Source organism: Paenibacillus sp. LHD-117 (genome assembly GCF_030929555.1).
Taxonomy (GTDB): domain Bacteria; phylum Bacillota; class Bacilli; order Paenibacillales; family Paenibacillaceae; genus Pristimantibacillus.
In genome coordinates, this window is record NZ_JAVFVT010000020.1 from 27691 (window position 1) to 53909 (window position 26219).

General features: G+C 54.5%; 32 protein-coding genes. 5 read left to right on the forward strand and 27 right to left on the reverse strand.

Annotated features, from left to right (window positions below; genetic code table 11):
- Nucleotides 1-3: 3 nt before the first annotated feature.
- The 16 genes from folD to RB620_RS16650 all read right to left on the reverse strand — a co-directional run bounded on the left by folD (nucleotide 4) and on the right by RB620_RS16650 (nucleotide 11141).
- The gene (gene folD, locus RB620_RS16575) at nucleotides 4-864 is read right to left on the reverse strand and encodes a bifunctional methylenetetrahydrofolate dehydrogenase/methenyltetrahydrofolate cyclohydrolase FolD (protein WP_308096119.1); all 861 of its coding nucleotides are present in this window, start codon (nucleotides 862-864) and stop codon (nucleotides 4-6) included.
- 77 nt (nucleotides 865-941) lie between these two features.
- The gene (gene nusB, locus RB620_RS16580; RefSeq protein WP_308096121.1) at nucleotides 942-1385 is read right to left on the reverse strand and encodes a transcription antitermination factor NusB; all 444 of its coding nucleotides are present in this window, start codon (nucleotides 1383-1385) and stop codon (nucleotides 942-944) included.
- A gap of 96 nt (nucleotides 1386-1481) precedes the next feature.
- Complete coding sequence (locus RB620_RS16585; RefSeq protein WP_308096123.1) at nucleotides 1482-1712, reverse strand: DUF2273 domain-containing protein; 231 nt, start codon at nucleotides 1710-1712, stop codon at nucleotides 1482-1484.
- 13 nt (nucleotides 1713-1725) lie between these two features.
- On the reverse strand, nucleotides 1726-2283 hold the full coding sequence (gene amaP / locus RB620_RS16590) for an alkaline shock response membrane anchor protein AmaP (RefSeq protein ID WP_308096125.1): 558 nt from the start codon (nucleotides 2281-2283) through the stop codon (nucleotides 1726-1728).
- Nucleotides 2284-2371: 88 nt separating this feature from the next.
- Entirely contained in the window at nucleotides 2372-2779 is a 408-nt protein-coding gene (locus RB620_RS16595; RefSeq protein ID WP_308096126.1) for an Asp23/Gls24 family envelope stress response protein, read from the reverse strand.
- A gap of 120 nt (nucleotides 2780-2899) precedes the next feature.
- Nucleotides 2900-4270, reverse strand: a complete 1371-nt coding sequence (accC, locus tag RB620_RS16600) for an acetyl-CoA carboxylase biotin carboxylase subunit (RefSeq protein WP_308096129.1) — start codon at nucleotides 4268-4270, stop codon at nucleotides 2900-2902.
- A gap of 28 nt (nucleotides 4271-4298) precedes the next feature.
- Nucleotides 4299-4799 (reverse strand): acetyl-CoA carboxylase biotin carboxyl carrier protein, encoded by a 501-nt coding sequence (gene accB / locus RB620_RS16605; RefSeq protein WP_308096131.1) that lies wholly within the window; start codon nucleotides 4797-4799, stop codon nucleotides 4299-4301.
- A gap of 236 nt (nucleotides 4800-5035) precedes the next feature.
- Nucleotides 5036-5653, reverse strand: coding sequence for a SpoIIIAH-like family protein (locus RB620_RS16610; protein WP_308096133.1), 618 nt, complete (start codon nucleotides 5651-5653; stop codon nucleotides 5036-5038).
- Nucleotides 5654-5689: 36 nt separating this feature from the next.
- Nucleotides 5690-6319: a stage III sporulation protein AG gene (gene spoIIIAG / locus RB620_RS16615; protein WP_308096135.1), complete on the reverse strand. Its 630-nt coding sequence runs from the start codon at nucleotides 6317-6319 to the stop codon at nucleotides 5690-5692.
- Between the two features lie 45 nt (nucleotides 6320-6364).
- Nucleotides 6365-7084 carry a stage III sporulation protein AF gene (spoIIIAF, locus tag RB620_RS16620; RefSeq protein ID WP_308096137.1) on the reverse strand — a complete coding sequence of 240 codons (720 nt, stop codon included), beginning with the start codon at nucleotides 7082-7084 and terminating at the stop codon, nucleotides 6365-6367.
- Between the two features lie 43 nt (nucleotides 7085-7127).
- Nucleotides 7128-8408: a stage III sporulation protein AE gene (gene spoIIIAE, locus RB620_RS16625; protein WP_308096138.1), complete on the reverse strand. Its 1281-nt coding sequence runs from the start codon at nucleotides 8406-8408 to the stop codon at nucleotides 7128-7130.
- Nucleotides 8409-8416: 8 nt separating this feature from the next.
- Nucleotides 8417-8812: a stage III sporulation protein AD gene (spoIIIAD, locus tag RB620_RS16630; RefSeq protein WP_308096140.1), complete on the reverse strand. Its 396-nt coding sequence runs from the start codon at nucleotides 8810-8812 to the stop codon at nucleotides 8417-8419.
- A 9-nt stretch (nucleotides 8813-8821) separates the two neighbouring features.
- Complete coding sequence (spoIIIAC, locus tag RB620_RS16635) at nucleotides 8822-9025, reverse strand: stage III sporulation protein AC (RefSeq protein ID WP_068686620.1); 204 nt, start codon at nucleotides 9023-9025, stop codon at nucleotides 8822-8824.
- A 15-nt stretch (nucleotides 9026-9040) separates the two neighbouring features.
- Entirely contained in the window at nucleotides 9041-9559 is a 519-nt protein-coding gene (spoIIIAB, locus tag RB620_RS16640; protein WP_308096143.1) for a stage III sporulation protein SpoIIIAB, read from the reverse strand.
- Nucleotides 9556-10590, reverse strand: a complete 1035-nt coding sequence (gene spoIIIAA / locus RB620_RS16645) for a stage III sporulation protein AA (RefSeq protein ID WP_308096145.1) — start codon at nucleotides 10588-10590, stop codon at nucleotides 9556-9558. The genes spoIIIAB and spoIIIAA overlap by 4 nt, the downstream gene beginning before the upstream one ends.
- 284 nt (nucleotides 10591-10874) lie before the next feature.
- Entirely contained in the window at nucleotides 10875-11141 is a 267-nt protein-coding gene (locus RB620_RS16650; RefSeq protein ID WP_308096147.1) for a YqhV family protein, read from the reverse strand.
- A gap of 158 nt (nucleotides 11142-11299) precedes the next feature.
- On the opposite strand from RB620_RS16650, the gene comA reads away from it, so the two are divergent.
- From comA to RB620_RS16665, 3 genes are all read left to right on the forward strand, one after another.
- Complete coding sequence (comA, locus tag RB620_RS16655; protein WP_308096148.1) at nucleotides 11300-12127, forward strand: phosphosulfolactate synthase; 828 nt, start codon at nucleotides 11300-11302, stop codon at nucleotides 12125-12127.
- Nucleotides 12128-12145: 18 nt separating this feature from the next.
- Entirely contained in the window at nucleotides 12146-12859 is a 714-nt protein-coding gene (locus tag RB620_RS16660; RefSeq protein ID WP_308096149.1) for a 2-phosphosulfolactate phosphatase, read from the forward strand.
- 105 nt (nucleotides 12860-12964) lie between these two features.
- On the forward strand, nucleotides 12965-13426 hold the full coding sequence (locus tag RB620_RS16665; protein WP_308096150.1) for a DUF441 domain-containing protein: 462 nt from the start codon (nucleotides 12965-12967) through the stop codon (nucleotides 13424-13426).
- A 97-nt stretch (nucleotides 13427-13523) separates the two neighbouring features.
- Here the strand turns inward: RB620_RS16665 and RB620_RS16670 are convergent, their stop codons facing one another.
- The 5 genes from RB620_RS16670 to RB620_RS16690 all read right to left on the reverse strand — a co-directional run bounded on the left by RB620_RS16670 (nucleotide 13524) and on the right by RB620_RS16690 (nucleotide 17688).
- On the reverse strand, nucleotides 13524-14777 hold the full coding sequence (locus tag RB620_RS16670; protein ID WP_308096151.1) for an aspartate kinase: 1254 nt from the start codon (nucleotides 14775-14777) through the stop codon (nucleotides 13524-13526).
- Between the two features lie 154 nt (nucleotides 14778-14931).
- Complete coding sequence (gene efp, locus RB620_RS16675) at nucleotides 14932-15489, reverse strand: elongation factor P (RefSeq protein ID WP_308096154.1); 558 nt, start codon at nucleotides 15487-15489, stop codon at nucleotides 14932-14934.
- 27 nt (nucleotides 15490-15516) lie between these two features.
- The gene (locus tag RB620_RS16680) at nucleotides 15517-16590 is read right to left on the reverse strand and encodes a M24 family metallopeptidase (RefSeq protein ID WP_308096156.1); all 1074 of its coding nucleotides are present in this window, start codon (nucleotides 16588-16590) and stop codon (nucleotides 15517-15519) included.
- Between the two features lie 19 nt (nucleotides 16591-16609).
- Nucleotides 16610-17056, reverse strand: coding sequence for a type II 3-dehydroquinate dehydratase (gene aroQ / locus RB620_RS16685; protein WP_308096157.1), 447 nt, complete (start codon nucleotides 17054-17056; stop codon nucleotides 16610-16612).
- A 92-nt stretch (nucleotides 17057-17148) separates the two neighbouring features.
- Nucleotides 17149-17688, reverse strand: coding sequence for a YqhR family membrane protein (locus tag RB620_RS16690; RefSeq protein ID WP_308096159.1), 540 nt, complete (start codon nucleotides 17686-17688; stop codon nucleotides 17149-17151).
- A gap of 428 nt (nucleotides 17689-18116) precedes the next feature.
- On the opposite strand from RB620_RS16690, the gene RB620_RS16695 reads away from it, so the two are divergent.
- The gene (locus RB620_RS16695) at nucleotides 18117-19106 is read left to right on the forward strand and encodes a DUF1385 domain-containing protein (RefSeq protein WP_308096161.1); all 990 of its coding nucleotides are present in this window, start codon (nucleotides 18117-18119) and stop codon (nucleotides 19104-19106) included.
- A 40-nt stretch (nucleotides 19107-19146) separates the two neighbouring features.
- Nucleotides 19147-19479, forward strand: coding sequence for a hypothetical protein (locus RB620_RS16700; RefSeq protein ID WP_308096163.1), 333 nt, complete (start codon nucleotides 19147-19149; stop codon nucleotides 19477-19479).
- 116 nt (nucleotides 19480-19595) lie between these two features.
- Here RB620_RS16700 and mntR read toward each other — a convergent pair whose 3' ends face one another.
- The 6 genes from mntR to metG all read right to left on the reverse strand — a co-directional run bounded on the left by mntR (nucleotide 19596) and on the right by metG (nucleotide 25985).
- Nucleotides 19596-20018 (reverse strand): transcriptional regulator MntR, encoded by a 423-nt coding sequence (gene mntR / locus RB620_RS16705; protein WP_308096165.1) that lies wholly within the window; start codon nucleotides 20016-20018, stop codon nucleotides 19596-19598.
- A gap of 279 nt (nucleotides 20019-20297) precedes the next feature.
- Complete coding sequence (locus RB620_RS16710) at nucleotides 20298-21011, reverse strand: cytochrome c biogenesis CcdA family protein (protein WP_308096167.1); 714 nt, start codon at nucleotides 21009-21011, stop codon at nucleotides 20298-20300.
- Between the two features lie 27 nt (nucleotides 21012-21038).
- Nucleotides 21039-21848 (reverse strand): metal ABC transporter permease, encoded by an 810-nt coding sequence (locus tag RB620_RS16715; protein ID WP_308096169.1) that lies wholly within the window; start codon nucleotides 21846-21848, stop codon nucleotides 21039-21041.
- A complete protein-coding gene (locus tag RB620_RS16720) occupies nucleotides 21832-22662 on the reverse strand; it encodes a metal ABC transporter ATP-binding protein (RefSeq protein ID WP_308096171.1) in 831 nt (276 codons plus the stop codon). Before RB620_RS16720 ends, RB620_RS16715 begins: the two co-directional genes overlap by 17 nt.
- Nucleotides 22663-22728: 66 nt before the next feature.
- Entirely contained in the window at nucleotides 22729-23799 is a 1071-nt protein-coding gene (locus RB620_RS16725; RefSeq protein ID WP_308096173.1) for a metal ABC transporter solute-binding protein, Zn/Mn family, read from the reverse strand.
- A 194-nt stretch (nucleotides 23800-23993) separates the two neighbouring features.
- Nucleotides 23994-25985 (reverse strand): methionine--tRNA ligase, encoded by a 1992-nt coding sequence (gene metG / locus RB620_RS16730; RefSeq protein ID WP_308096174.1) that lies wholly within the window; start codon nucleotides 25983-25985, stop codon nucleotides 23994-23996.
- Nucleotides 25986-26219: the final 234 nt, after the last annotated feature.

Here is a 26219-nt window from a genome sequence, read left to right on the forward strand (position 1 = left end):
GAACTACACCTCGATTCCGTTCGCCCTCTTAGCTGCCGTGATCGTGTTACTCATCAGCATCGTAATCGTCATCGGACCAACGCCGCCCGGGACCGGCGTCAAGTAACCTGCAGTCTCCAAACAGGACTCGTAATCGACGTCTCCGGCCAGCTTCCCGTCCGGGAGACGGTTGATGCCTACATCGATGACAACGGCGCCCGGCTTCACGTAACGACTATCGATCGCTTTCGTCCGGCCGATCGCGACGACAAGAATATCCGCTTGTTTCGCGATTTCCTCCATGCCGGCCGTACGGGAATGGCAGATCGTAACCGTTGCGTTCTCGCGCAACAGAAGCATCGCCACCGGCTTGCCTACGATATTGCTGCGGCCGATAACGACGGCATGTTTGCCGGCAATGTCAACGCCGCTTCGTTTGATTAATTCGATGACTCCAGCAGGCGTGCACGGAAGCAGGCTGTCGTCTCCGATCGTCAGGTTGCCCACACTCTGCGGATGGAAGCCGTCCACATCTTTCTCAACGCTGATCGCGTCGATGACCGCTTTTTCGTTAATATGTTTAGGCAACGGCAATTGCACGAGTATGCCGTTAATCGTCGATTGGTTGTTCAGCCGATCGATAAGCGCGAGCAGCTCTTGCTCGGATGTTTCCGCCGGCAGCCTGTGTACTTCCGAATAGATGCCGAGCTCTATGCATGTTTTCTCCTTCGATCCGACATACACCTTGGAGGCGGGATCTTCTCCGACCAGCACAACCGCCAGACCCGGCACAACATTTTTCGCCTTCAGATTGACTACTTCTTGCAACAACTCGCCGCGAATTTGTTCCGAAATCTTTTTGCCTTCGATAATATGAGCTCCCATGTCCGTCCCGTCTCCTTTATATGGTAGTTCAAAAAGTCCGCACCCGAACTTTTTGAATCCGTATTTAATAATTTGTGTTATGCCTTCAGCTCGTCAATGCCGAGCAGAAGCTTGCCGAGCACGCCGTTCACGAACTTGCCCGATTCATCCGTGCCAAAATGTTTGGCCAGCTCGATCGCCTCGTTGATCGCCGCTTTGGGCGGCACGTCGTCCCTGAATACCATTTCGTAGCAAGCCAGCCGCAGCACTTGGCGGTCTACCCGCGAGAGCCTGTCCACTTGCCAGCCGGTCAAAAACTGCTGCAGCATGCCGTCGATCTCGGATTTGCGCTCCAGCACGCCGTTCACAATTTCTCTGGCGAACGCGTCCGTCGTTCCGATCTCCTTCGGATCCGCGCCCAGCTCATTGTCCTGGCGAAGCTCGTCCATGATCATATCGACGGCTTCCGTTGCCGTCACCTCATTCATTTCCATTTGGTATAGGCTGGATACCGCGATTTCCCTAGCCAATCTCCGTTTCATGTAAATCCTCCGTTTCAAGTTGAAAAAACGATGATCTCCTCCCTGCCCGGAAGGATTCGGCTGCCCGACTTCCGATGAACGGAGGAGACCACTGAATTATCGATAGGTACGGAACCTGCTCATTATCGCGTACCATATTCGCTGCCATGGGATTACGGGGCCGTCCGTCAGCTCTTTCTGCTTGCCGAACCAATAACCTGCGGAAACGAGCAACGCAACGAACAACATGTCCCAAAAACCGAAAGCCAAATAAATAATACCGCACAAAAGACCGGCTGCCGCGCCTACGATCCTTCTCCAATAGACGCTCCAGATCTCCCTCCACATCGGTCGACCACCTCTATTCTACGCGACTCTTGAACGTATTCGCCTGAACCACGTTGGCGACAAACACGGCAACGTTCATGACCGGTATGCCGGTAATTTCCTCGACATGTTCTTTCACCGCGCGCTGGATCTCTTCCGTCAGCGCTGGGATGGAACTCTCGCCGTCGATGACGGCGCGAAGCACGATCTCTAGACCCGCGTCGGAAGCCCGGACGCGAGCGCGCAGCTCTTTGACACCGCGCTGCTTGGAGCCTGTCTTCAGCGCCAAATTTTCGATCGTTTCGATCGAAATGCGAATATCGCCATATTCCGTCCGCTGATCGATGGATTGCGCGGACATCGAACCGCGATGGAGCGACAAGATGAAGAAACGGAAGCTAAGCAGAAGCAACACGACACCTGCAATACCGGTTCCGATCTGCACTCCGTCCAAGCGGTAGAATTCCGTGAATAAATCCTCCAACATCTCGCTCGTTAACCAGCCGAAGCCGAGACTCATGAGGAAAATCGATATGACGCCGACGATCAGACTGTATAGAAACAACATTAGCTTGTCCACGACTTTAATCAAAGCAGCCAATCCTCCCGTCAGACCGAATGAAAACCCCCTTGCCGATCGGCATGCCCAATCACGAGGGGGTTGTACAAAGCTTTTTCAATTATTTTACCCGATTTTGGAAGTCTTCTTCATCCGGTCTCTCGGTCGTTTTGAAATGGACGTCATGGATATGTACATTCACTTCTACGACGTGCAAGCCTGTCATGATCTCGATTGAGCGCTTCACGTTGTTCTGGATGTCGGATGCGATCTCGGGAATCTTATAGCCGTACTCCACGATGATAGATACGTCTACAGCCGCTTCGCGTTGGCCGACTTCCACCTTCACGCCCTTGGATAAGTTCTTCCTTCCGAGCAGCTCCGCGATACCGCCCGCGAAACCGCCGCTCATGCCGGCTACCCCTTTTACTTCGATGGCAGCAAGCCCGGCAATCACTTCAATGACTTCAGGTGCAATCTGAATCGTACCGATTTCTGTTTTCTCGTAATCCGCAGCGATCGTACTCATGTTCGTTGTACACCTCCCTAAAGTTGCGATGGCCTGGTTTCTGCCAAGCCTTAATCCGCATCTTATTTCTATACTATAACATTCAGCTCGAATTATGACAAACTATACCTGCTTGTTTAACTACTCGCTGACTGCCGCTTCGGGGGCGTTGATATCATGCTCTTCGAGAAACTTGATGTCGAAATTGCCCTGAATGAACTTGGGATGGCTAAGCAGCTTCAGATGGAACGGAATCGTTGTCCGGATGCCATCGATCGCAAACTCGGACAATGCCCGCTTCATGCGAGCGATCGCCTCTTCGCGGGTTGCTCCCCATACGATCAGCTTCGCAATCATAGAATCGTAATGCGGCGAGATCGTATAGCCCGGATAAACCGCGCTGTCCACGCGTACGCCTGCTCCGCCCGGAGGCAGATAGAACGGAATATGTCCGGGAGACGGCATGAAATTGCGTTCCGAATCCTCGGCGTTAATCCGGCATTCGATCGACCAGCCGTTTATCTTCAGATCGGCCTGGCCGAACGACAACGGATTGCCTTCGGCGACGCTGATCATCTCCTTGATCAGATCGACGTTCGTAATCATCTCCGTTACCGGATGTTCGACCTGGATGCGGGTATTCATCTCCATGAAATAAAATTGGCCGTCGGGACCGAGCAGGAACTCCAGCGTGCCGGCTCCGGAATAATTGACCGCGAGCGCCGCACGCACGGCGGCTTCGCCCATTCGTTCGCGAAGCTCCGGCGACAGAACCGGGCAAGGCGCCTCCTCGACCAGCTTCTGGCGTCTGCGCTGAACGGAGCAGTCACGTTCGAACAAGTGGACAGCATTGCCGTGTTTATCGGCCATGATCTGGATCTCGACATGCTTCATGCCCGTCAAATATTTCTCCAGATAAACGCCCGCGTTGCCAAACGCTTTCTGCGCTTCCTGCTGCGCGGTCGTTATCTGGCTCACTAACGATTCTTCGTTCTCCGCGATCCGGATGCCCTTCCCTCCGCCGCCTGCCGTTGCCTTAATAATGACGGGATAGCCGATCTCGCGCGCGACTGTCATCGCTTCGTCCAGGCTTTCGATCAAGCCGTCGGAGCCCGGAATAATCGGTACGTCGGCAGATTTCATCGTTAGCTTGGCCACGGCTTTGTCGCCCATCTTGCTGATCGCTTCCGGCGAAGGTCCGATGAACGTAATGTTGCACGACTCGCAAATTTCGGCGAAATCGGCATTCTCAGCCAAGAAACCGTATCCGGGATGGATGGCGTCGCATTCCGTGATGGTCGCTACGCTCATAATGTTCGTAAAGTTCAGGTAGCTGTCCTTGGACAATGTCGGTCCGATGCAATAAGACTCGTCGGCAAGCTTGACATGCAGCGAGTCTCTGTCCGCTTCGGAGAAGACGGCCACGGTCGAGATGCCAAGCTCGCGGCAAGCGCGAATAATTCGAACCGCGATCTCGCCGCGGTTCGCGATTAATATTTTGTGGAATTTCACGTGGGAACCCCTTTCGAAACAAGAAGTGTTAGTCCGCTTTCACCAGGAACAACGGCTGGCCGTATTCGACGAGTTGTCCGTTCGTGACGAGAACCTCGACGATTTCGCCTTTCACTTCGGCTTCCAACTCGTTCATCAGCTTCATCGCTTCCAGAATGCAGACGACGGATTTCTCGTTCACGCGGTCTCCGGCTTTAACGAACTCAGCCGCGTCAGGCGAAGGGGCGCTGTAGAACGTGCCGACCATCGGGGATACGATCTGATGAAGATCCAGCGCGGGAGCCTTTGGAGCGGCAGTTTCAACCGCTGCGGGCTGCGGGGATGCCTGCGGCGCCGCCGCTTGCGGCTGGCCGATCACCGGCGCTTGCGAATATGTATGCGTAATTGGAGCCGTTTGCACATTCACCACTTCGGTTTTTCCCGGCTTGCGGATATGAAGGCGCGCTCCTTCGTTTTCGATTTCTAGCTCTTGAACGGAAGTTTGGTCAATAAGTTTAACCAATTCTTTAATTTCGCTCAACTTGAACATGAACGTAATCACTCCTCTTCTTCACATAACGTTTAGTATTATACCATAAATAGGCGTGAACACGAATTATTTTTTACCATGACAGCGGATTTCTCTTATCATTGCCTAGTATCATTCTCCGTTTCCCATAAATACCCTTCATTATTATCCGATAATATCAAAAAAAAATCCGCGCGTTCTCCGGTCCGTGAACCGGTGACGCGCGGATTTGTTTCGGCTTGCCATGCCGCTAGCCTTTACGGCGCAGGCACATATTGCACGGATACTTGGTCCGGCTTCACTTCAAGCGTCTTCATGACCTGCTCGATAATGTTGGCCGCATCCTTCTTCTCCAGCTTCTGGCTTGTGACGACAACCTTATAACGATCGTTTTCCGGCGAAATCAGCGCCATTTCGTATTGTTCCATCAGCGCGGATTCCAAGTCCGTAATTCTCGAATTTTTGTCTTCCAAAAGCTCCAGCTCCTTCATCGCCGCGGAAATTTCTTCTTCCGTGGACTCGCCCGTGTTGGCGATCACGGCATGAATGCGGTCCTGCTCTTCCGAATATTGCTGCTCGCGCTTCGACATGAGCTCTCCGAACAATCCTACGGATACGACGCCGTCGCGCTCAAGCTGCTCAAGCACTTCCTTGTCCGCCGCGCTGATCTCGCCGTCGCCCTCTTGGCTCACTTCGTCCACGACGAGACCGTCTTTGCTTTCTCCCGTCACTTCCGATACGTCTTCCGTCTTCTCGCCGCTGCCGGAGAGTTTGTCGGTATCGTCCAAATCCTGCGTGAACAGGTAATACGCGGACAGGACAACCATCAAGCTCAGCATGGATACCAACCAAATCGTTTGTCTTTTCGTGTTCATGTGAACAGCCTCCCAATAATCGATTATTTTTTCATGCTATTGCTTGCTCGGCACGACTTCGATCCGGTTCACCGCGACGCTGACGCCTTTCTCGACCGCGATTGTAATCAACCGTCTGACGGTCGCGTTCTCCGCGCCTTGGGCCACGATGAGAATGCCCCGAATCCTCGGGTTGATCGTTTTGGTCACGATCGGCTTCTGGTCGCCGGACACCTCGTACAGAACGACCTGGCCGTCCCTGCTGATCGACGTGATGTGGCGGGTTCCGCCGTTTTTGTCATTCTCGTTTGTCGTGGACTGCGTCTCCTGGTTATGCCTCGCGACCACGATTTCTTCCGTCGAATCAACCGTAACCAAGACATCCACGGCGCCGACGCCTACGATCTTGCCCAAAATTTCCTCGAGTCTCGTCTCCAGCGCATTCTCGATCTGCAGGAACGGCGAGCTCGCAGCCGGGCCTTGGTTCCAGGCTTCTTCGGCGGCAGGCGGCGGATTGGGATCCTGCGCGGACGTGTCGACATCCTTGTATGGCAGGAACGAATTGATGAGCATGAGGGCGGCGCCGATCCCGCCTACGATGAGCAAGATGCGCAGCGTCCTTATACGCTTCGGTCCGCTTGGACCGCCCCCGACCGCCGATTCCAAATTTTCCAGCCATTTCGCCACTTCCACCCAACCTCCCAATCAGACGCCTGTATAGCTTGCAGCGTTTCATTCCGTGCGCACCTGGATTAGAATGCGATCTCTATGCACCCCCCAGCCCTGGTTTATCGCGTTTTTGATCGAGGCTGCTTCGCTTCCTTCAACCTGTATGAAACCTTCCGCGCCGCTTTCTTCGCCGGCGGAAGCTTCGGCTCCCTGTTCCGTTGTCTCCTCGATCCGGACCTGAACCGTGACGGGAGCAACGTCGTCCACCTGGTCCGCCACCGAGCCGCCGACGTCCGCCGAAGCTCGCTCTTGCTCTGGCCTTAATGTGACGCGAATCTCTCCTATGTCAGGGACATCCCCTTCCTTCGGCTTCTTCCCCCAGACCAACGTTACGTCCACGCCTTCCACGCTGCGCCCGTGCGATTTCCTGAGTTCGGCTAACATGCCGCTCTCGAGGGTCCGCTTCATGAGCCTTGCCGTCTCCATGTTCCGCTGCTCCGAAAGCTCCGCCGCCTTGCGCTCGATCTCTTCGAGCGAGGGCATCTTCACGTTCCGATCGGCGGCTCTTTCGTTCCACATTCGGATGCCGGCATCCAGCTTAGGGCCGATGTCCTCCTGGAACAGCCTAAGAACGGGCGAAAGGATCGTCAGGAGGATGAACAAACCGACGACGAGTCTGGCATACCGCTGCATCGCCTTGTTCGGCAACAGCAGCTCGACCAAGACGGCAAGCAGGATCACCGCGATGATGTCGCGCAGCCAGTCGCTTAACCAAGCGATCACATTCAGCTCACCTCCTCAAAGTTTTCCGAAGGAAAACGACTTCTCATCGGACCATCAGGGCCGCGTTGCCGGCCGTCAGGATGATCGTGACCGCCAGGAAAAACATGAGGCTGACGGCGGCAAGCGCGGCGAAGACGTAAATCATCGTTTTCCCGATCGTCTGCAGGCAATCCGCGATCGGCGAATCGCCTAGCGGCTGCATCACTGCGGCCGCGATGTTGTAGATCAGCGCCAGAGTCAATATTTTCAGAGCAGGGAAAGCGCTTAGGAACAACAAGACGATGACGCCCGCTAGGCCAATCGCATTCTTTGCCAGCATGGAAGCGGAGATGACGGTATCTGCCGCATCCGAGAACATCCGTCCGACGACGGGAACGAAGTTGCCCGTCACGAACTTCGCGGTCCGCAGCGTGACGCCGTCGGTGACCGCCCCCGTAGCCCCTTGCACCGAGATGACCCCGAGGAACACCGTCAGCATGACGCCAAGCGCTCCTACGGCGACCGTTCGAAGCAGATTCGCCAGCTGCGTCACTTTGAACTTCTCGGTCAGCGCGCTCGCGATATGGAGGACGGCCGAGAAGAACAGAAGCGGGAATACGAAGGCGTAGATAACGGTGCCAACGGCATGAATCATAAAAATAATGAGCGGATGCAGCACCGACACCGATACGATACTGCCCATCGAGGCTAGCAAGGTCAGCAGCAGGGGCACCATGGCCAGCATGAAGGTAATCATGCTTTCGATCGCTTCCCTGGCGTAGCCGATGGCGACATGAAAGCTGTTCACCGCGATGATGACCAGCACCATAAACGTAATCGCGTACGCAACCTTGCTGATGGCGCTCCGCTCGAAAGCGGTTTGCATCGTTTCCAGCACCATGCTGAACACGGTCAACATGACGATCGTCACGAGCAGCTTGCCGTTGTAAAGCACTTCATGCCATAAGTAGCGGAGCAAGCCCTGGAGGACGTCGACGAGCTTGAAACCTCCGCCGGGCAACAGCATTTCGCGGAAGGTAGGCATCCTCCCCTCCGGGAAGAACCCGCCGTATTCGCTGCTCAGCTTGCTCCAATAAGCCTCGACGCCCTCCGTGTCCACCAAATCCAGCTGGTCTTGCGTGATCGTCCCCGTCACGGCTTCCGCTGCTTCCGCTCCAGTGTCCCGACTCCCATCGGTCGCTCCCCCTCCAGCGGCCGCCGGAGGTTCGGCGCCTCCTCCGGCGGCTTCCGCCTGCAGTACGGCCGGCACCAGCTGGAAGGCGAGGGCTATGATGAAGATCAGCAGCAGCAGCTTGGCCCTTCCGCGGGCGTCGAATCGCGTCATGCCGTCGTTCAGCTCCCCGCCGGCAATAATCCGATAACCGTCTCGACGATGACGCTAATAATGGGGATCGCCATGACGAGAATGAATATTTTGCCGGCAAATTCGATTTTTGAAGCGATGCTTTCCTGACCCGCATCCCGTACGATCTGTGCCCCGAATTCCGCGATATACGCGATCCCGATGATCTTCAGCACTGTTTTCAGGTAGATGGAAGGGATACCGGACTTGTTTGCGAGATCCTCGAGCACGGCGATAACCGCTTCGATCTTGCCGATGACATACAGGAAAATAAACAGTCCCGTGAATGCCGCGAGCAAGAAGGCGAACATCGGCTTCTGCTCGCGGACGACCAGGATCAGAACCGTTGCAATCAGGCCGAGCCCGACGATTTGGATCATATCCACCGCATTCACCTACTGGAACAGAAAGATCGTTTTGATTTCCTGGAACAATTCGTTCAGCAGACGGACTACCATAAACAGCACGACAACAAATCCGATAACCGTAACCCAGTGCGCCATGTCTTCCTTCCCCATCTGCTTCAGCACGGAATGGATCATTGCGATAATGATGCCGATTCCCGCGATTTGAAATATGGCGCTCACATCGATATTCATAAGCAGCGCACCCTCTTACACCATCAAAATGACGATCAGTACGGCAAGCAATACGCCAAGGCTTTTCCACATTTTCTCGTAGCGCCCTTGATCGTCTCGCGCGGAATCTTCTTCGGCCTTCAGCTGGGACAAGGCCAGCTTCAAATGTTTCATTTGGTCGTCCTTGTCGCTTATGCCGAGCGTCGTTCCCAGCCTGAGCAGAATGCCTTGTTCGCTGGCCTTCATGGAAGTGTCGCGCCAGTGGGTTTTGACGGCAATCGTCCAGCTTTCCTGGAAGGAAGGTCCTTCAGCTGCCCATACGCCGGCTGCGGCTTGCTTCAGCATGGCCGAGATCGGCTCGGGCGACGATTGCGCCGTCCGCTCTAGCGCTTCGGGTAAAGGTGTATGGCCGTACCCGATCTCGGTTTCGAGGCGCTGAAGCGCGTGCGCGAGCTGCCTGAGCTGCTTCGGTCGTTCCGCGAATCTCGCGGCTTGCTGGAAGCCGATCAGCGTGCCGGCGACGATGATCAGAATCGCCCCCATCAGCTTGATCATGGCTCTTCCAGCCGATTCCGCCCCGCGAAGCTTAGCAGGCTTTGCGGCTGGGCCTCCGCATTTCTCTGAGGAGCTGCCTGCTGACCGCCAAGCTGGATGATCCGGTGCATGATGCCTTCCGGCGTCCGCTTCAGCTCTACGACCTGAGCGAATGTCCCTTCCTGAATCAGCTTGAACAGCTCTGGCCGTCCTTTGGCGTCATGAATATCGTAGGCATGGGCGGTCGCGACGACGTGAACGCCTGCATGGCTCGCTTCCCGGATCGCTTCGGCGTCTTCCAGACGGCCGATCTCATCGACCACGAGCACTTCCGGAGACATCGAACGTAGCAGCATCATCATGCCTTCCGCCTTCGGGCAAGCGTCCATCACGTCCGTCCTTGGACCGACGTCAAAGGTTGGGATGCCCCTGACGCAAGCCGCGATCTCGGAGCGTTCGTCCACGATGCCTACCTTCCGTCCCCGCCACTTCAGCGATTCGCCGCCCGGCCAAGAACCGTAGCTGACCGTTCTCGCGATGTCGCGGATCAGCGTCGTTTTGCCTTGCTGCGGCGGCGCCAGAATTAACGTCGATCCGATGGTGGCTCGCGCGCGGTCGAGCAGCTTCGGCAGCAGATGCGAGGCGGCTCCGATCACCTCCCGGGCAATGCGGATATTAAATCCTCCGATACCGCGAATGCCGCGGACTGACCCGCCGTCCAAAATCGTTCTTCCAGCGAGACCGATCCGGTGGCCGCCCGACACGGTAATGTAACCTCTGCGCAGCTCTTCTTCCATGGCATACAGTGAATAGTTCGTGATCCTCTCCAGCAGCTTACGGCATTGTTCGGCCGTCGGCTTCACCGCATGGTCGGCATCGGTTCGCAAGGCGGAATCCGGCGTTACGAACCGGCTTTGTCCGCTATAAGCGATCTCGAGCGGCCGATTTTCTCGTATGCGGATTTCTTCGAGCTGCCCCTTCACTTCTGCAGGCAGCCCGTCCAGCAGCCGCTTCAGCTCCAGCGGCAACAAATGCGAAACATGAGACAGCATCTGCATCACTCCCGGATGTTTGTCCTTGATCGTTACATATGTATGCTTGTCTAACGAAAATATGTCCGTGAATCTCTCATTTTGCTAGAGAGGTTGTTCTAAAAGTCCAATTTTGATCACGAAGTATCGCTTGAAGCCTATTCGGCATCGAATCTTGAATTCAGCCGGAACTTCCGGTGCTCACGTAGCCTCCAGCTACGCTCCGCTCCTCATTTCCTAGCTTCTTTCAACCTTCTTGGTGCTGAAAACTGAACTTTTTGAACTCGAACTAGAATCCAAATCTATTATTTCTTCAAAATGCCGATCATCAGGCAGATAACGCCCGCTGCAACCCATACGAACTTGGAAGCGGACAGCTTGTCCGAAAGTCCCACGAGCCCGACAGTCGTCGTCGCGATGAGTATCAGCGGCCCGACAAGCGCAAGCGACGAATTGACGACAAGCGCCTTGTCGATCTGGTTGAGTCGCAGCATCAAGATCGCCGCGCATATTTCAATGCTGCCTGACAGCAGGCGAAGTGATGCCATGGTCATGACGATTTTGTTCAGCATTCCGATCTCCCTCCTCTCTTTCGACTCTCTTGTTCCATGTATATGCACGCTTGTCTTTCGTTCATGCCGGACACCAGCCCACGAGTAGCCGCATATAGTGGATTATTGTTTCAAGCTAGCAGTCCATCTTGTAAGAAGTTCGCGAAGGAGACAATGCGATGAGAACAGCTGTATCAGACAACTGGCATCAGCTTCTGAAAGACCCGAGCGGCAGCCGTGCCGAAGACCGAAGGAAGCTGCTGGGCAAAACGATGGTCATCGACAAAGGGCTAGGCCTCAATAGTTTCAGCGATTTTATAGGCGTGGCGGGTCCTTATGTCGATATGATCAAGCTCGCGTTCGGCACCTCGGTCCTGTACGATTCCGAGCTGCTGCGCCAAAAGCTGCAATTGGCCAGCGCGATGGACATCGTGACCTTGCCTGGCGGAACCTTGTTGGAGGCGGCCATCAAACAGGACGTCGTCGGTTCGTTCCTGGATTCGGTCGCGGCTTACGGATTCACGGGAATCGAAATATCGGACGGCACGATCGAGCTCGATCGGGTCCGCAGAACCTCATTGATCAAAGATTGCGTGAGCAGGGGGTTTGTCGTGACGACGGAATATGGCAAAAAAGCGGCGGGTTCGGTCATTGACCCCGAGGAGCTTGCTTTCACGGCGCATTGCGATTGGGAGGCAGGCGCGGATCTCGTTACGGTGGAAGCGCGAGAATCCGGCATCAATGTAGGATTGTTCGATGAGGAGGGTCGCTGCAAGGAAGCCGTGCTGGAGAGCGTATTGGAGAAGGTTGACCCTGTCGGAAAGCTGATGTGGGAAGCGCCGCTGAAGAGCCAGCAGGTCGACCTGCTCCATCAATTCGGCCCGACCGTTCACCTTGGCAACGTGGCGCCGGCCGACGCGCTTGCGCTGGAAGCGATGCGGAGGGGACTTCGCTCCGACACTTTTCACTTCGGCCGGAACATCGCGGTCATCGACTATATGATTTGAGAAAGAAGGACGGTTCACATGATGGTTCAGGTCATATCCAGCGTTAACGAAGCTTGCGCCGCCAAATTCCATCACAAGACGGCAATCGTCATCGACGTGCTTCGAGCGACGAGCACGATCGTCACCGCGCTAGCCGCTGGAGCGACCAGCGTCTTGCCCGCAGAGACCGTGATGGACGCGAAGTCGCTGCAGCGGCCTGGCGATCTTCTCGGAGGAGAGAGGTTTTGCCGTAAAATCGCAGGGTTTGACCTGGGCAACTCTCCGCCTGAATATACGTCGGATGCGGTCAAAGGGCGCCGTATTATTCTGACGACGACGAACGGAACGAGGGCCATCCACAAATCGACGAGGGCGGAGCATGTCATCGCCGCATCGCTGCTGAACGCGGAGGCATGCGCCAAATTCGCGCTTGAGCTGCGACGCGACGTCGTCGTCATGTGCGCGGGCAGTCATGACGACTTCGCGATCGAAGACGGGGTATGTGCGGGTATGCTTTTGAATCGAATGAGGAAATTTTGTGCCTCGTCCATCGACACGGACGATTTCGGCATGGCGATGGAATCGCTTTATGCGGATCGACGCGACCATCTTGAGGAGGTTCTGCTTCATAGCGCCTCAGGGAAACGGCTGCAAAAGCTCGGACAGAAACAAGATATCGAATGCTGCGCTCAGGCGAATACCATCCACGAAGTCCCGTATTTGAATGGAGACCAGCTCGTTCTTCGCTACTAAGTCTATCTATCACTAGACATATCCCGTCCTGCCCGTCCATATAATGACCTTAGGTTGCAAAGCGCCGACGCAAGTTATACGCCTTGGGATGGGAGTCAAACGTTCATGGTAGGAGAAATCGTGCTTGTGGGTTTAATCATTATCGGAGTCATAGGCCGATCGTCCATTATCGCGACTGCGGCATGTATACTACTCGCGGTTAAGCTTGTTCATCTGGAGCGTTATTTGCCCGGCATCGAACGGCGCGGATTAGAGCTCGGCCTGTTGTTCCTCACGCTTAGCGTACTTGTCCCCTTTGCTTCCGGGAAGATCGGCGTGAAGGAATTTACTGCCGTCCTGACCTCATGGCAAGGCATCCTCGCCCTTCTCGGCGGCGCTGCCGCTACCTACATCAACAGCAAAGGACTGGATCTGCTTCGAATCGATCCCCAGATCATCGTCGGGCTCGTATTAGGATCGATCGCCGGGATCGTCCTTCTGCGGGGAATACCTGTAGGTCCATTAATGGCCGCGGGGATTACGGCAATCTTGTACAAGTTGTTCCGATTGATCGGCGGCGGCTCCTAAATCGTTGTCCGTGCCTGCCATCACCCATCCTCGAAAAAAAAGGTGTCCGCCAAGGTTGCTGCCAACCCGGGGACACCTCGCTATGATTGCCAAATCATTACCTGCGTTCCGAAGGACCGCCTACGTAAACTTGCTCGGCCGTATCGAGATCGTAAGCCGTATGAAGCGCGCGAACGACATCCGCAAGCGGCTCGGCCGAAATGACGCAGGATACTTTGATCTCCGACGTGCTGACCATCTTGATGCTGACGCCGATCGAGGAAATGGCCTTGAACATCGTCGCGGCAACGCCAGGGTTGCTGACCATGCCGGCGCCTACGATGGATACCTTCACAAGACCGCTCTCCGAAGTCGTCTCGCGGAACGGGACGACGCCTCGGTTGCTCTCGATGACGCCGATCGCTTTCTCCCTGTCGTCGCCGGAAACGGTGAACGAGAAATCCGCTTTGCCGTCCGCGACTCCGCTCTGGACGATAATATCCACGTCGATGCCTTCGGCCGCAAGCGCGCCGAATACGTTCGCGAGCACGCCCGGAACGTCCTCTACGCCCATGATGCTGATTCTTGCCACGTTTTTGTCGAATGCGATGCCTCGTACGACTACGCCTTGCTCCATGATTGCTTCCTCCTTCACACTTGTCCCATCATTGTACGTAAAGCTGGAACGAACGACCAGCCGGACGTTGTAATGTTTCGCATATTCGACCGCGCGAGGATGCAGGACCGCCGCTCCCAAATGAGCGAGCTCCAGCATTTCGTCGTATGAAATCTCATCCAGCTTACGAGCGTTTTTCACGACGCGGGGATCCGTCGAATAGACGCCGTCCACGTCGGTATAAATCTCGCAAACATCGGCTTTCAGTGCCGCAGCCAGCGCAACGGCCGTCGTATCGGAGCCGCCGCGGCCTAGCGTCGTAATCTCGCCGTCCGTGCTTGTGCCTTGGAAGCCGGCCACAATGGCGACATTGCCCTCTTCCAGCGCCTTGAAGACGCGGTTTGGTTCTATATCGGTAATTTTGGCTTTGCCGTGTACCGAATCCGTCCGCATGCCGGCTTGCCAGCCCGTGAAGGATACGGCCTTGCCGCCTAAGCCATGAACGGTCATGGACAATAACGCGATCGAAATCTGCTCGCCGACGGTGAGTAGCATATCCATCTCGCGCGCCGGGGGATTCGGGTTAAGTACCTTCGATTGATCAATCAGATCGTCCGTCGTATCGCCCATAGCGGACACGACCACAACGACGTCGTTGCCTTCTTGCTGCTTCTCGATAATGCGTTTCGCAACGCGCTGCATTCTCTCTGGCGTCCCTACGGAACTGCCTCCAAACTTCATCACGATCAAAGACAAAGCTGATTCACTCCCCAACCTTGACATATACATACAAGATCATATTATAGCACAGGCTGCTTGCCTATGAATATACTTTTCCTCAATTTATATGCCTCTCCAAAACAACAAAACCGCCCGGTTCGACCGGACGGTTCGTCAATTCCTATCAATATTATGCGCGGGAGATGTATTTGCCTTCGCGCGTATCAATCAGAAGCACGTCGCCTTCGTTAATGAAGAGCGGCACTTGCACGTTCAGGCCGGTCTCGACCTTCGCGCTTTTTGTTGCGCCTTGCGCCGTGTTGCCTTTGACGCCTGGCTCCGTTTCCGTTACCGCCAGCTCGACGCTGTTCGGCATTTGGATGCCGAGGATTTCGCCTTGGTAGCTGGAGATGTTGACGTTCATGTTCTCTTTGAGGAAGTTCAGCTCCCACTCCAGCTGATCTTTCTCCAGGTTGAACTGGTCGAACGTTTCGTTGTCCATGAACGTGTATTCGGAACCGGAATTGTACAGGTATTGCACGGCGCGGTTCTCGATGATCGCGCGGCCGATCGTCTCGCCTGCGCGGAACGTCTTCTCGACGACGTTGCCGTTGCGGAGGTTCTTCAGCTTGGAACGTACGAATGCCGCGCCTTTGCCCGGTTTTACGTGCTGGAAGTCCAGAACGGTGAAGATGTCGTTGTCTACTTGTACCGTAAGGCCTGTCTTAAAATCGTTTACTGAAATCATTGCTGATTCCCTCCTGAATGATAGTCCCTATCCCAAACAGATGAGCTCTTTCGGGGATGAGGTTAATATTTTAATGCCGGATTCCGTAATCACGATGTCGTCTTCGATCCTTACGCCGCCGAAGCCTGGTAAGTAGATGCCTGGTTCCACCGTAACGGTCATGCCGGGGGTTAAAATCGTGTCGCTAAGCTTGGACAAACGCGGCGCTTCGTGAATTTCCATGCCGAGGCCGTGTCCGGTGCCATGGCCGAACATATCGTCGTAGCCGTATTTGGCAATGACGTCGCGCGCAAGCGCGTCGGCCTGCATGCCTGTCATCCCCGGACGGATATGCTCGAGGGCGTGCAGCTGCGCCTCCAGCACGATACTGTAAATTTCGCGGTGCTTGTCCGTCGGCTGCCCAATGACGACTGTACGCGTCAGATCCGAGCAATAACCTTTGTAATAAGCCCCGAAGTCAAGCTTGATGAACTCGTCCGTGCCGATGACCCGGTCGCTGGCTACGCCGTGCGGCAGCGCCGAACGTTCGCCGGAGGCCACGATCGTGTCGAAGGAGGAGCTTGTCGCCCCGTTGCTGCGCATGAACACTTCCATCTCGAGCGCAACATCCCGCTCCCGCATCCCGCTTCGGATGAGTCCGGTAATGTAAGTAAACGTACGGTCCGCCAGATCTGCGGCTTCCTGCATGACCGCGAGCTCCGCGTCATCCTTGATCATCCTGAGCTTCTCGACGAGTCCGGCCGCCGGAACGAGCGTAATGCCCTTCATCGTCGCGCTCCAGCGCGCATGGTCGGCGAAGGAAACATGCTCCTGCTCGAACGCGAGCTTGCCGATGCCCCAGCCGGCGAGCAATTCCCTTACCTCATCCAGCGGGCTCGTGCCGTGCTCGACGATGTCGAAGCCGGTTGCTTGGTCCACCGCCTGCACGCGGTAACGGAAATCCGTCAGGAGCAACGCTTTGTCATGCGTAATGAGCACGTAGCCGGAACTGCCCGTAAATCCGCTTATGTAACGCCGGTTATGCGAGCTTCCAATCAATATCGCTTCCAGCTGACCTTCTTCCATCAGCTTCCGAAGTCGGTTCAATCTCTCGGTCGTCAATTCTGTCACTCCTTTGCGCTTATGCCCGTTCGCGATTCAGCTCATGCACGAGCGCTTCGAGCGCAAGCGTATAGCCGATCGCCCCGAATCCCGCGATTTGGCCTACCGCGATTGGCGCCACTACCGAAACGTGCCGGAACGGCTCCCTCTTATGAATGTTGGATAAGTGAACCTCGACGATCGGCAGCGTAACCGCGCTTAAAGCGTCGCGCAGCGCGTAGCTGTAATGCGTCCATGCGCCCGGATTGATGATAATGCCGTCCATCTGGCCGTATGCCGCATGGATCCGGTCAATCATCTCTCCTTCGTGGTTCGTCTGGAAGCAAGTAACCGCAACGCCAAGCTCCTCCGCCTTCTTCGCCAGCATTCCTTCGATGGAAGACAACGATTCCTTGCCGTATACGCCCGGCTCGCGAATGCCGAGCATGTTCAAGTTCGGGCCGTTGAACACTGCGATGCTGCGCATCGTTGCACCTCCCAGCGGCTAGCTATTCAATAGCGCCCTGAATCACTAGACATTTTACCACAAATGCCCGCCGCTTGAGAAGTCGCTTCTGATTACTTCGCTCCAACCGGCTCCCGGGACGCTTCGTCCGTAAATTCGAAGGCGATCGAATAGCCGATGAACAGCCCCCACAACGTAAATATGCACAGCTCCGAAAAAAACGTATTCCAGCCCGCGGCGTTCACTCTTCCCGTCATGCCGAGCAGCGGGCCGACCGCCAGAAACATAAGCGCCCACCAGACGATGCCGTAGAACACGCCAGGCCATGGCCCCCTTAGCTTGCTTAACAGCACCAAATAGAGGAGCGAAGCGCCGATCGAAAATACCGTAAATCCAAGAATGCCGATGACGACGCCCCAATAACTGATCAGAAAATTGTGTTTGAAAAACGGCTCCAGCAAAAATCCCGGCAGCTCGGTCGTAAATTTCAAACCGTAGAACATCCAACGGAAACAGCCCCAGATAAGTCCCGCGTACAACCCGATATGGATGGCGTACAGCCAACGATTCGTGTGATGCTCGTGATAGGGGCTCTCGTTCTTTTTCCGTTCCTGTTTTCCATGCGAACGTTTTGAATGATTGTTGTTTTTCATGTTCTAATCGCTCCTCGTTTATCCACATCGTTGTCGTGTACGGTTCCGATGTATCTAGTATGGATGAATAAGGCGCTCCATAACCGCCCACAGGGGACATGGCCGAAACGTGCCGGCAATGCCAGCAATAGGTCGCCGCTCGCGCTCGCATTCCTTGGTTGGATCAAGTACAATAGAAGTGCGTGTTCAAAAAGTCCGGTTTTCAGCACCGAGAAGGTTGGATGATGCTAGGAAATGAGGAGCGGAGCGTAGTGGTAGCTACGTGAGCACCGGAAGTTCCGGCAGAATTCAAGATTCGATGTCGAGTTAACTTCCTGATATACTTCGTGATCAAAAGTGGACTTTTTGAACAACCTCAAGAAGAAAGTCAAATAGGCTCATTCCGAATAGGAGTTGCAGTCACAAAATTCAAGGATGGTGACATACATTTGCCTCAGGAAGCTAGAAATATCTATGGCGGACAAGCCGTCATCGAAGGCGTGATGTTCGCGGGCAAACACGTCAACGTAACGGCCGTTCGGCGCAAAAACGACGAAATCGAATTTTACGAGGTGCCGAGAACGTCTAAACGTTGGGTTACCGCATTAAAAAAGATCCCGTTGCTCCGCGGCGTCGTCGGCATCGTCGAATCGAGCGCCAAAGGCTCTCAGCATCTGAACTTCTCCATGGAAGCGTACGCGGAAGACGAGAGCGTCGAAGAAGGCGCTGCGGAGAATGCTAAGCCGGCTGCTCCCGAGAAGAAGGGCTTCAGTCTTGGCATGGTCGTCAGCGTGGCGGTCGCGGGCGTATTATCGTTCATCTTCGGCAAGCTGATCTTCACGGCCGTGCCGGCAGCGATCGAAGAAGCGTTGTTCAAGCAGTTATTCGAAAGCAATGTCGGTCATAATCTATTAGAAGGACTCATCAAAATCATTTTGCTGCTAGCATACCTGTACTTTATTTCGATGACTCCGCTCATCAAACGGTTGTTCCAGTATCATGGCGCGGAGCATAAGGTGATCAGCGCCTACGAAGCGGGCGAGAAATTGACGGTCGAGAACGTCCAAAAGTACAGCCGCCTGCATTATCGCTGCGGTTCCAGCTTTATTGTCTTCACCGTTATCGTAGGCGTCGTCGTCTACTCGCTTCCGATATTCGTTTGGGATTCGATTTGGGAACGAATCTATCTTCGGATCTTGTTGTTGCCGGTTGTGCTCGGTCTCTCCTACGAAGTGCTGCGTCTCACGAACGCCGTTCGCGAAGTGCCCGTACTCCGGCTGTTCGGATTCCCGGGGCTTTGGCTGCAGCTGCTGACGACGAAGGAACCGAATGACGAGCAAGTGAAAGTATCGATCGCTTCCTTTAACCGGATGCTGGAGCTCGATCGCGAAGCCGCGGCTCGATCGGGCATGCCGGCGAACCCGCCGAAAGCGATTTAACCTTAACTATTAATCCCCTTGTACGGAAAGGCGTGGTAACATGCGTAACAGATCGAAAGGCTGGATGATCGCCGCGATCGTCGTGGCGCTTTTGTTCGTGATCGGATTCGTGGACGGCTTGATGAGCAGCAATCCGTTCAATTTTCTTCTACCGATTATCGTACTGGGAGGCATTTTCCTGCTCTACAAATTCCCTCCCTCCTTCCTAAGAAGGGGAAGCTCCGGCGGTTACGCGAAGCGCGACCGCAATCCGTTCGCCCCGCGCAAATCGGCGCCTGCCAAGTCGAAGAAAGACAAGTCACGCTCCAGAACGGTTCCGTTCCGCGTCATTGAGGGCGGTAAGGATGATGACGATACACCAAAATATCATTAGCGAAATATGCCAAAAGGCCGCCGGATCAAATTGGATCCGGCGGCCTTTTTCGTTTGCGAAATGTTTTGGGTTTCTTCGGATTGCACAGCTGAAAAGCCTCTATCGATATGTATCGGTCAGTCGCTTTCGAGTTCGTTCCTCAGCGCCCGAAGCTCGTCCAGCCTACTGCCGTCCCTGCGGAAATATTCCACGAGCGTCTCGATGCAGGTAATGGAATCCCAGCTGAGATGATGTTCGATTCCTTCCACATCTTTATAAATATTTTCTTCTTGCACCCCAATGATGGATAAGAAAGACTCCAGCAAATCGTGGCGGTCCATTAGCCGTTTGCCCATTTTTTTGCCTTTATTCGTCAGGACAAGACCTCTGTATTTCTCATAAATCAAATAGTTGTCCTTATCCAGCTTCTGGATCATCTTCGTAACCGACGAAGGATGAACCTCCAGCCCTTCCGCGATGTCAGAAACTCTCGCATATCCTTTTTCTTCGATCAGCTTATATATTCTTTCCAAATAATCTTCCATGCTCGGAGTCGGCACTCGCGAAAGCCTCCTTACCTCGCGCTCGCACCTTGAACGCGGTTTTACTCTAAACGGTTGTTCAAAAAGCCCGTTTTTGATCACGAAGTATATCCGGATGCCTATTCGACATCGAATCTTGAATTCAGCCGGAACTTCCGGTGCTCACGTAGCTATCACTACGCTCCGCTCCTCATTTCCTAGCTTCTTTCAACCTTCTCGGTGCTGAAAACCAGGCTGTTTGAACACGCACTCTATGTATCATACACTGTGGTTTTGTTTGCTGCAACTTCACATCGCCTAGAACTTCAGCCATTCCGGCGTAATCAGGTTAAGCCAGATCGTGATTTTGGTCATTTGGTCGGTAAACAGCAGGATGCCCATCAGAATCATGACTCCACCGCCGATCTTCATAACGGTTTGGGAATATTTTAAGATCCATCGCGCAGTCCCAAGGAAAAACGCCAAGACGAAAAACGGAATGGCGAAACCAAGCGAGTATGCGGTCGTCAGCCCGAACCAAGTTCCCGGCTCGGAAGCGGCAAGTCCTAATATCGCGGTCAGGACGGGACCCGTGCAAGGCGTCCATCCGGCCGAAAATCCAACGCCGAAGACAAACGAGCTGAAATATCCTGCCCGCTTGGGCACCAAATTCATGCGGCGCTCCTTCATGAGCATCTGAGGTTTGAAAATGCCGATGAGGAATAATCCCATCAAAATGATCAGGATAGCGGATAATTGTCGGATGAGGGCGTTATATTCGCTAAAAAACTCGCTGAACACGTTGGTTCCGTATCCAAGCGTATAATAGACGGTACTGAAGCCAAGCACAAAAAACAGCGTATGCGACATCATCAGCATCCGCTTGCCCTTCGATAGCTGCGCATCTTTGAGCTCCGTTACGGAAATGCCCGTTATGTACGACAGGTAGGACGGGTACAGCGGCAAGCAGCAGGGCGAGATAAATGATGCGAATCCCGCTCCCAGCGCTATCCAAATATTCATGTCAGACACCAAATAACCACCTTTCAACAATCCTTGTTATCCGCCCATGCGGATCCCGCGGCGGAACAACAACATCAGCAGCAGAATCGCGATCAATAGCAATACGACCGTCCCGCCGGGAGCCAGATTCCATACGCCGGCAATGATCAAGCCAAACAATAAGGCGAATTCCCCGATGACGACGACCGCGATGACGCTTTGCCGGAAGCTTCTCGCAATGATTAAACTGCATGCCGCCGGTATCGTAAGCAGCGCGGAAACGAGCAAAGCTCCTACGATTTTGATAGAGACGCTAATGATAAGTGCCGTAAGCACGCTAATCATAACATTGTAGAATCGAACGGGCAAGCCGCTGACAGACGCCGCCTCCTCGTCGAACGTAATGAGGAATAACTCCTTCACTTGCGTGCCGATGACGAGCAGAACCGCGGCCGTCACGATGCCGATGATCCATAGATCCGTGCTGTTTAGCGTATAAATGCTGCCGAACAGGTAGCTGTTCACATCCATTGTGAATCCTTTTCCCATCGTGAACAGAATGGATGCCAACGCCACGCCTCCGGACATCATGATCGCCAGCGATAACTCCGCGTATGACTTATATGCCTTCCGCAGCTTCTCGATGGCAAAGGACGCCGCGATCGCGAACGCAATGCCAAGCAGCAACGGATACACGCGAACCAGGAAGCCGAGTGCAACGCCGGCGATGACAACATGAGAAATGGTATCCCCGATCATGGACAATCGCCGCAGCACTAGGAACAACCCGACGAGCGGGGCCGTTATCCCAATAAACAATCCGCCAAGCAATGCCTTCTGGAAAAACTCGCTAGTTAAAATTTCCAATCCGAATAACCTCTTTCCCGCTTTCCATCTGCTCACGCAACCCTTTGAGGCTATGCGCCAAATTGCTTTCGACGCAGTCCTGGGTTTCGTGGGAATGTTTGATGTAGAAGTTTAGTTTGCCCGCGCTGGACGCCGGCTCCTTTCCTAGATATCCCCGGATCATCTCCATGTCATGGGACACCATCAAGAACGTCATATTATGGTGCTGATGCATATGTTTGATCATATGGAAGAAACTTTCCTGCGTCTCCGCGTCGATGCCTACGGTCGGTTCGTCCAGAATGAGCAGCGACGGGGCGTTGATAAGCGCCCGAGCCAAGAACACTCGTTGCTGCTGGCCGCCGGACAGCTGCCCGATCCGTTTCTCTTCGAGATCCTTAATGCCCATTGCGTCCATTGCGTCAGTCGCCTTCGTATAATCGGTTTTGGACAGCCGCTTGAACAGCTTCCGACGGCCGAACAGCCCCGATAAGACAACCTCTCTCACCGTTGCCGGAAATTGGGGATTAAACGCATTCCGCTGAGGCACGTAGCCGATTCGGTCCCATTGCTTGAACTTGTCAATCGGTTGGCCGAATAAACGGATCTGTCCGGCGCTAGGCTTTAGCAGGCCTACGATTATGCGAAGCAGCGTCGTTTTGCCCGCTCCGTTCGTACCGATGAGACCGATAAAGTCTCGCTCTTTCACGCTGAAGCTTACGTTTTCCATCACCGTCTTATGTTGATAGGCAAACGATACGCCGTCTAAGGTAATCACGTCATTATGATTGCGACAGTTTTCGCTAGTCGCATCGGTCTGGCTTTCGATTGGCATTCCACTCGCTCCTTGCGGCAAAAAAAGGGAGCTGAGACAGCTCCGATTTTTTGATCATTATCTATTCTATTGTAATGCTTGCACTAGATTTTGCAAGTTGGATTGCATGAGATTCAAATAGGTGACGCCTGCTTTTTCCTGCTCCTTCGTCAAACCTTCCAGCGGATTCAGCACCATCGTGTCCACGTTCGCTTCGTTCGCCAGCATGACGGCCATCTGATCCGACACGAGCTCCTCGAAAAAAATGACCTTTACGTTATTGGCCTTGACGAACTTGGCAATTTCCAGAATATCCTGGGCTCTCGGCTCCGCGTCCGCATTCAGCCCCAAGATCGCCACTTGATTCAAGCCGTAATCCCTTGCGATGTATCCGAAGGCCTGGTGGGAGACAACCATGTTCTTCTGAGTCGCTTCTCCAAGCTTGGACGTGTAGTCGGTGTCGATCACGTCCAGCTTGCTCTTCAGCGCCGCGTAACGTTGCTCGTAATCCGCTGCATGTCCGGCATCCGCGGCGACGAGGCTGTTCTTCACGTTCTCCGCCAGGACTTGCGCCGACTTCGGACTCACCCATGTGTGAGGATCGATGGCATGCTCGTGATCCGCATGTTCCTCGTGTCCTTCTTCTTCATGCTCGTGACCATCCGTTTCACCCTCGTCCCCACCTTCGATAAGCGTAATGCCATCGCTCATCGCCTTCGCGACGACGCTGCTGTCACCGGACAATCCTTTCATGAAGTCGTCCACCCACGTTTCCAATCCAGCTCCGTGATACAGGAACAGCTCGGCTTTGGACGCTTTGTTCAAATCCTGACTCTTGGGCGTCCAATCATGCGGCTCCACGCCCGAAGCGATCAGGTTCGTCACCTCGACATGCTCACCGCCGATCTCCGATGCCAGGTAATAGAGCGGATAGAAGCTTGTCACGACGGATAATTTCGCCTCATCGGACGCTGCATTGCCCGCGTCTGCAGCCGCTTCGCCGTTCTTTGCCGCAGCGCCGTTCTCTGCCGTAGCGCCGTTCTCTGCCGTAGCGCCGTTATTCGAATCGTTCCCGCCGCAGCCCGCGACAAGCAGCAATGCCGACAGCATCATTGCGATAATGAGGCGCGATTTGTGTATTGGTTTCGTTAAAGTCATAGGATTAGGTTCTCCGATCTGCTTAATAGTAATCGTTATGATTACTTTTAGAATTATAAGACCGTCGCTTTGCATTTGTCAACACGGATTTTCTTATTTCTCTACTCTATGTAAGGAGCCTACCTACAGCCATACGCCAAAAAAAGCCGTTCCATACCTATCGGATCGATAGAGGAACGGCTTTTGGCCTGCTATTATTTGACGATAGCCCCGTTCGGCATGTTGTCCGGCACGGTAGCGAGCGTCAACTGATCGCCTTCGGATGCGGCAAGGATCATCCCTTGCGACATCTCGCCTCTCAGCTTAACGGGCTTCAAGTTCGTTACGCAGATGACTTTGCGCCCGACAAGCTCTTCCGGCTTGTAATAACGGGCGATGCCGGATACGACCTGTCGCTTCTCGTAGCCGAGATCCAGCTGCAGCTTCAGCAGCTTGTCGGCTTTCGGCACGGGCTCGGCAGACAGAACCTGCGCCACTCGAAGCTCGACCTTGGCGAAGTCGTCGATGCCGATCTCCGGCTTCTCTTCCGGACGAGGGCTTGAGGACTGTTCGGGTGCGGCGGATGTTTCCTGTTCGGAGCCGCTTTCTTTTTCTTTCACGGTTCCGCCGCTCATCGAAGCCGCGATAAAAGCAGCCTCGGCTTCCGTCTCCAGCCTCGGGAACAGCGGCGCATCCTTGCTCACCCGCGTGCCGCCAGGCGTCCGGCCGAACGCCTTCATGCTGTCCCAGCTCGTCAGTTCACCTTCCTTTAAGCCGAGCTGCTTCCACATTTCGAGCGGGGCATGCGTCAGGAATGGCTGCAGCATAATCGAGATCAAGCGCAGCGACTCGGCCAGATGATACATTGCCGATTCCAACTCGCCTCGTTTCGCCTCGTCCTTGGCAAGCGCCCAAGGTTGCGTCTCGTCAATATACTTGTTCGTGCGGCTTACGAACTGCCACAAAGCGGTCAGCGCAACGGAGAACTCCATCCGCTCCATCGCGTCCTCAACTTGCTGGATCGTAGAGGCTGCCAGCTTCTGCAGCGGCTCGTCGAACGCCGTAACGGAACCCGCGAAAGGCGGAACGACGCCGTCGAAATATTTGTCGATCATCGCAACGGTACGGTTCAGCAAATTACCGAGATCGTTCGCGAGATCGAAGTTGATCCGCTCCACGAAGTTCTCCGGCGTAAAAGCGCCGTCAGCGCCGAACGGTACCTCGCGCAGCAAGTAATATCGAAGGGCATCCAGTCCGTAACGGTCGATCAGGACGACCGGGTCGACAACGGTGCCTTTGGACTTCGACATTTTGCCTTCCTTCGTAAGCAGCCAGCCGTGCGCGAACACTTGTTTCGGCAGCGGCAAGCCCAGCGCCATCAACATGATCGGCCAATAGATCGTATGGAAACGGACGATCTCCTTGCCAACCAGATGGACGTCCGCCGGCCAATATCGCTTGAAGCTGTCGGTTTCTTCGTTGCCGTAGCCGATCGCCGTAATATAGTTGGACAACGCGTCGATCCAGACATAGATGACATGTTTCGGATCTCCGGGCACTTTGACGCCCCAGTCGAACGTCGTTCTGGAGACGGCCAGATCCTCGAGACCCGGCTTAATGAAGTTGTTGATCATTTCGTTTTTGCGGGACTCCGGCTGTATGAATGACGGATTTTGCTCGTAATGCTGCAGCAGTCTGTCCGCGTATTTGCTCATCCGGAAAAAGTAGCTTTCCTCTTTGACAAGCTCTACCGGACGGCCGCAATCTGGACAATTCCCACCGACGAGCTGGCGCTCCAGGAAAAACGACTCGCAAGGTGTGCAATACCAGCCTTCATACGTGCCTTTGTAGATATCGTCCTGCTCAAGCAGCTGCTTGAAAATGCTCTCGACGACTGTCTTGTGACGCTCTTCGGTCGTGCGGATAAAATCGTCGTTCGAAATTTCGAGCTTTTTCCATAGTTCCTTGATGCCTACGACGATATCATCGACGAATTGCTGAGGCGTTTGATCCTTTTCCTTCGCCTTGCGTTCGATCTTCTGGCCGTGCTCGTCCGTACCTGTCAAGTACCAGACATCGTATCCGCGCAGCCGCTTGTATCTCGCCATCGCATCGCCGGCCACCGTCGTGTACGCATGGCCGATATGCAGCTTGTCGCTGGGGTAATAGATCGGAGTTGTAATATAGAAGCTCTTCTTGTTTCCCATCGAAATTCCTCCCGTTTATGGTGTAGAGAATCGTACCTGAATCCAAAAATAAACACAAAAAAAGCCCCGTCCATCATGGGACGAGAGCTGTGCTCACGCGGTACCACCCAAATTCCAGTCTTTCCGAATCACGCAAGCCTCCGTCGCATTTCGCGCGGCGCCGTTGGATTTCAAGATCAGACTGCTTCGTTCGCCGTCCGTGCAGACGGCAGCCGCCGTTAACGCTGGCGCCGC

Bases quoted from the DNA above. Each gene is read 5' to 3' on its own strand.
- folD (WP_308096119.1), bottom strand. From the start codon at position 864: ATGGGAGCTCATATTATCGAAGGCAAAAAGATTTCGGAACAAATTCGC.
- nusB (WP_308096121.1), bottom strand. From the start codon at position 1,385: ATGAAACGGAGATTGGCTAGGGAAATCGCGGTATCCAGCCTATACCAA.
- RB620_RS16585 (WP_308096123.1), bottom strand. From the start codon at position 1,712: ATGTGGAGGGAGATCTGGAGCGTCTATTGGAGAAGGATCGTAGGCGCG.
- RB620_RS16595 (WP_308096126.1), bottom strand. From the start codon at position 2,779: ATGAGTACGATCGCTGCGGATTACGAGAAAACAGAAATCGGTACGATT.
- accB (WP_308096131.1), bottom strand. From the start codon at position 4,799: ATGTTCAAGTTGAGCGAAATTAAAGAATTGGTTAAACTTATTGACCAA.
- RB620_RS16610 (WP_308096133.1), bottom strand. From the start codon at position 5,653: ATGAACACGAAAAGACAAACGATTTGGTTGGTATCCATGCTGAGCTTG.
- spoIIIAE (WP_308096138.1), bottom strand. From the start codon at position 8,408: ATGACGCGATTCGACGCCCGCGGAAGGGCCAAGCTGCTGCTGCTGATC.
- spoIIIAC (WP_068686620.1), bottom strand. From the start codon at position 9,025: ATGAATATCGATGTGAGCGCCATATTTCAAATCGCGGGAATCGGCATC.
- spoIIIAB (WP_308096143.1), bottom strand. From the start codon at position 9,559: ATGATCAAGCTGATGGGGGCGATTCTGATCATCGTCGCCGGCACGCTG.
- spoIIIAA (WP_308096145.1), bottom strand. From the start codon at position 10,590: ATGCTGTCTCATGTTTCGCATTTGTTGCCGCTGGAGCTGAAGCGGCTG.
- RB620_RS16650 (WP_308096147.1), bottom strand. From the start codon at position 11,141: ATGCTGAACAAAATCGTCATGACCATGGCATCACTTCGCCTGCTGTCA.
- comA (WP_308096148.1), top strand. From the start codon at position 11,300: ATGAGAACAGCTGTATCAGACAACTGGCATCAGCTTCTGAAAGACCCG.
- RB620_RS16660 (WP_308096149.1), top strand. From the start codon at position 12,146: ATGATGGTTCAGGTCATATCCAGCGTTAACGAAGCTTGCGCCGCCAAA.
- RB620_RS16665 (WP_308096150.1), top strand. From the start codon at position 12,965: ATGGTAGGAGAAATCGTGCTTGTGGGTTTAATCATTATCGGAGTCATA.
- efp (WP_308096154.1), bottom strand. From the start codon at position 15,489: ATGATTTCAGTAAACGATTTTAAGACAGGCCTTACGGTACAAGTAGAC.
- aroQ (WP_308096157.1), bottom strand. From the start codon at position 17,056: ATGCGCAGCATCGCAGTGTTCAACGGCCCGAACTTGAACATGCTCGGC.
- RB620_RS16690 (WP_308096159.1), bottom strand. From the start codon at position 17,688: ATGAAAAACAACAATCATTCAAAACGTTCGCATGGAAAACAGGAACGG.
- RB620_RS16700 (WP_308096163.1), top strand. From the start codon at position 19,147: ATGCGTAACAGATCGAAAGGCTGGATGATCGCCGCGATCGTCGTGGCG.
- RB620_RS16720 (WP_308096171.1), bottom strand. From the start codon at position 22,662: ATGCCAATCGAAAGCCAGACCGATGCGACTAGCGAAAACTGTCGCAAT.
- RB620_RS16725 (WP_308096173.1), bottom strand. From the start codon at position 23,799: ATGACTTTAACGAAACCAATACACAAATCGCGCCTCATTATCGCAATG.
- metG (WP_308096174.1), bottom strand. From the start codon at position 25,985: ATGGGAAACAAGAAGAGCTTCTATATTACAACTCCGATCTATTACCCC.